This is a genomic window from Pseudomonas sp. BF-B-26, assembly GCF_019956495.1.
Classification (GTDB): domain Bacteria; phylum Pseudomonadota; class Gammaproteobacteria; order Pseudomonadales; family Pseudomonadaceae; genus Aquipseudomonas.
Genome location: NZ_JAHBDP010000035.1, coordinates 1 through 4,251 on the forward strand (window position 1 = coordinate 1; position 4,251 = coordinate 4,251).

The following is a 4,251-nucleotide window of genomic DNA, read 5'->3' on the forward strand; positions in this document are numbered from 1 at the left end:
CGCGATGAACGATGACGCGGTGTATCAGTTAAACCGCGTCATCGTTCATCGCGGGCAAGCCTTGCTCCTACATTTGGCAGCATTACTGCCAGCCAAACCGGCGAACATAAAATCCTTTCACTGCCTGCGTCAGGCCCATGTACGCCAGCAGAATCACCGGCAGGAACACGAAGTACAGCGACGGCAGCGCCTGCAATTTGAAGTAGTGCGCCAGCGGTCCCATCGGCAGGAAGATGCCGACGGCCATGATGATTCCAGTCATCACCATCAGTGGCATCGCTGCGCGGCTTTGCAGGAACGGGATTTTCGGCGTGCGGATCATGTGCACGATCAGCGTCTGGGTCAGCAGCCCGACCACGAACCAGCCGGACTGGAACAGGGTTTGATGATCCGGGGTATTGGCATCGAAGACGTACCACATCAAGGCAAACGTGGTGATGTCGAAGATCGAGCTGATCGGCCCGAAAAACAGCATGAAACGCCCGACGTCCGCCGGCTGCCAGCGTTGTGGTGTTTTCAACATGTCCTCGTCGACGTTATCGAACGGGATGGCGATCTGCGAAATGTCATAGAGCAGGTTCTGCACCAGCAGGTGCATCGGCAGCATCGGCAGGAACGGGATGAACGCACTGGCCACCAGCACCGAGAACACGTTGCCGAAGTTAGAACTGGCAGTCATTTTGATGTACTTGAGCATGTTGGCGAAGGTCCGACGCCCTTCCAGCACGCCCTCCTCCAGCACCATCAGGCTTTTCTCCAGCAGGATGATGTCCGCCGCTTCCTTGGCGATGTCCACGGCGCTGTCCACCGAAATGCCGATGTCGGCGGTGCGTAGCGCTGGCGCGTCGTTGATGCCGTCGCCCATGAAGCCGACCACATGACCGTTGCCCTTGAGCAAACGCACGATGCGTTCCTTGTGCGACGGAGTGAGTTTGGCGAAGACGTTGGTGCTCTCCACCGCCACCGCCAGTTCGGCGTCGCTCATGCGTTCGATGTCGTTGCCCATCAGCAGGCCTTGTTGCTCCAGGCCGACTTCGCGGCAGATCTTCGCGGTCACCAGTTCGTTGTCGCCGGTCAGCACTTTCACGGCCACGCCGTGAGCGGCCAATGCCTTGAGCGCCGGCGCGGTGCTTTCCTTGGGTGGATCAAGAAACGCCACGTAACCGATCAGCGTCAGCGCCTGTTCATCCGCCAGGCTGTAGGTATCGCGCCCTTCACTCATTGGCCGTGCGGCAACGGCAACGACACGAAGTCCTTCGGCGTTGAACGATTCGGTGACCTGACGAATCCGCGCCAACAGTTCATCGCTCAGCGCTTCATCGACCTCGCCATGACGCACCCGCGTGCACACCGCCAGCACTTCTTCCACCGCGCCCTTGCAGATCAGCAGGTGCGAATGATCGCGCTCGGCAACCACCACCGACATGCGCCGGCGAGTGAAGTCGAACGGGATCTCATCGACCTTGCGAAACGCGGTGCCGACTTTCAGTTCACGGTGGACTTCCACGTGTTCGAGCACCGCCACGTCCAGCAGGTTTTTCAGGCCGGTCTGGTAGTAGCTGTTGAGGTAGGCCATTTCCAATACGTCATCGGAATCGTTGCCCCACACATCGACGTTACGCGCCAGGAAGATCTTGTCCTGAGTCAGGGTGCCGGTCTTGTCGGTGCACAGCACATCCATGGCGCCGAAGTTCTGGATCGCGTCGAGGCGTTTGACGATGACTTTCTTACGCGACAGGAACACCGCGCCCTTGGCCAGGGTCGAGGTGACGATCATCGGCAGCATTTCCGGGGTCAGGCCCACGGCAATCGACAGCGCGAACAGCAGCGCCTGGGTCCAGTCGCCCTTGGTGAACCCGTTGATGAACAGCACCAGCGGCGCCATGACGAACATGAACCGGATGAGCAGCCAGCTGACTTTGTTGACGCCCGTCTGGAATGAAGTGGGTGCGCGATCGGTAGCGCCGACCCGCTGGGCCAAGGCACCGAAATAGGTGTTATTGCCGGTGGTGAGGATCACCGCCATGGCCGTGCCGGACACCACGTTGGTGCCCATGAACAGGATGTTGTCGAGGTCCAGCGGGTTGCTGGTGTCACTGTCCTGCTGACGGGGGAATTTTTCCACCGGCATTGATTCGCCGGTCATCGCGGCCTGGCTGACGAACAAATCCTTGGCGCCGATCACCCGGCAATCGGCGGGAATCATGTCGCCGGCCGAGAGCACGATCAGGTCGCCTGGCACCAGTTGCTTGATCGGCAGCTCGGTGCGCGACGCATCCCGACGCAACACCGTGGCGGTGTTGCTCACCATCGCCTTGAGCGCGTCGGCGGCCTGGTTGGATTTGGTCTCCTGCCAGAAGCGCAGCAAGGTCGAGAGCACCACCATGGAGAAAATCACGATGGCGGCTTTCATGTCTTCGGTCAGCCAGGAGATGACCGCGAGCAAGGTCAGCAGCAGGTTGAACGGGTTCTTGTAGCAGTGCCACAAGTGGGTCCACCAGGGCAGAGGCTGTTCGTGCTCGACTTCGTTGAGGCCGTATTGCACGCGCAGTGCATCGGCTTCGAGTTCGCTCAGGCCATCGGTGTGGCTGCCGAGGTTGTTCAGCAGTTGGCCGATGTCGCTGTTGGCGGCGCTCACCAGGGTTTGCGCCAGGGTGGGCGGCACCTCGCGGCTGACCGTGGTGTCGGTGAAGTTTTCCAGCAGCGCCAGGCGACGGAAGTGTCGGGCGATGTGGCGCGTGCGCAGGAATCCGGCGAAGAATTCTTTGAGCAGGGTCAGGTTCATGGCAGTTCCCCCAGGGTCAGCCGGGAAACCGTCGAGCAGGCGTGTCGATACGCCGCGATGGCGACACAAAGTCGAACATCACGCACGGTTCAGCGTCGATGAGAGTGACGTCGGGACACGGACCAGGACTGGCCGAGATCGGGATGCCGCTGCTCGCTTTTGGGCGAGACAACGGCAAAAAAGGTTGCGCGTTATCTTGCCGGGAAGGTGCCGGTTATCGAAACCGGCCGACTACTGTCACTCGAACAAGTACCCACTGTGGGTCTCCGCTATTGATTGAAAACGCGCGAAGCTTACGCCCCGATTTCTGCAGAGTAAACGATGCAAAGCCGTGTGGAGGGGGAATTGCGGGGTTCTTCAGGAAGGGTTCAGGATTCTGGATTTGTGCTGTTCTTCAGGGCCTCTTCGCGAGCAAGCCCGCTCCCACAGTCGATCTTCAGTGAACACAGAATCTGTATACGACCGAGACCAAATGTGGGAGCGGGCTTGCTCGCGAAGGCGGTGTGTCAGGCAACAATGTTTTTGACTGTGCCATCGCCTTCGCGAGCAAGCCCGCTCGCACAGGGATTGAGTGACGTCTGGGATTGCGTCAGGCGCTGGCGGCCATGGCATGCCGCCGATGATGAACGTCCAGTTGATCCTTGATCACCCGCAACACCTTGGCTTCGTGTTCATGGATAAAGAAGTGCCCGCCCGCCAGCATGTCCACCGAGAAACTGCCACGGGTTTCCTTGCTCCAGCCGATCAACTGTTCGGTGGTGGTGCGATCAGCTTTGCCGCCGAGCACATGAATCGGGCACTTGAGCAACGGGCGCTGTTGCGGTTCGAAACGTCCGCACAACAGAAAGTCCGCACGCAGCACCGGCAGCGTCAGGCTCATCAGTTCTTCGTTGGCCAGCACCTCTTCACGGGTGCCGTTGAGGGTGCGCAATTGCTCGATCAATTCAGCATCGGTTTTGGGCTCGGCGAAACCCCGGTCGTAGTCAGCCCGCAGTGTCGGTGCAGCCGTCCCCGAAGCAAACAGCGCCACCGGTTCCGGGCAGCCCAGCGAGCGAAACGCGTGGGCCATCTCACAGGCGAGTAACGCGCCAAGGCTATGACCGAACAACGCGTACGGCGTCTTGAGCGTGGCTTTTTGTTCCTGCGCAAGTTGCAGCGCCAGGCGCCGCATGTCGGTGTGCAAGGGTTCGCCAAACCGGGCGCCCCGTCCCGGGAGTTCCACGGGTTGCAGCTTGAGCCACTCCGGCAGTTTGCGCCGCCAGCGGCTGTAGACCATGGCACTCGCGCCCGAATAGGGCAGGCAGAGCAATGTCAGCTGGGTCACCGGGTTTACCTCAGAAAGTTGTCTGTTAAGAGAACGGATGAGGCAGGTCTTGAATTAGTCGAAGATCCCATGTGGGAGCGGGCTTGCTCGCGAATGCGGTGGGTCAAACAACATCAACGTTGACTGACACACCGCATTCGCG

At 60.1% G+C, this 4,251-nt stretch carries 2 protein-coding genes; both read right to left on the reverse strand.

The features are described from left to right. Positions 1–82: 82 nt before the first annotated feature. On the reverse strand, positions 83–2,785 hold the full coding sequence (mgtA, locus tag KGB03_RS03070; protein ID WP_223526318.1) for a magnesium-translocating P-type ATPase: 2,703 nt from the start codon (positions 2,783–2,785) through the stop codon (positions 83–85). A 589-nt stretch (positions 2,786–3,374) separates the two neighbouring features. Further along, positions 3,375–4,109, reverse strand: a complete 735-nt coding sequence (locus KGB03_RS03075; protein ID WP_223526319.1) for a thioesterase II family protein — start codon at positions 4,107–4,109, stop codon at positions 3,375–3,377. Between the last annotated feature and the right edge of the window lie 142 nt (positions 4,110–4,251).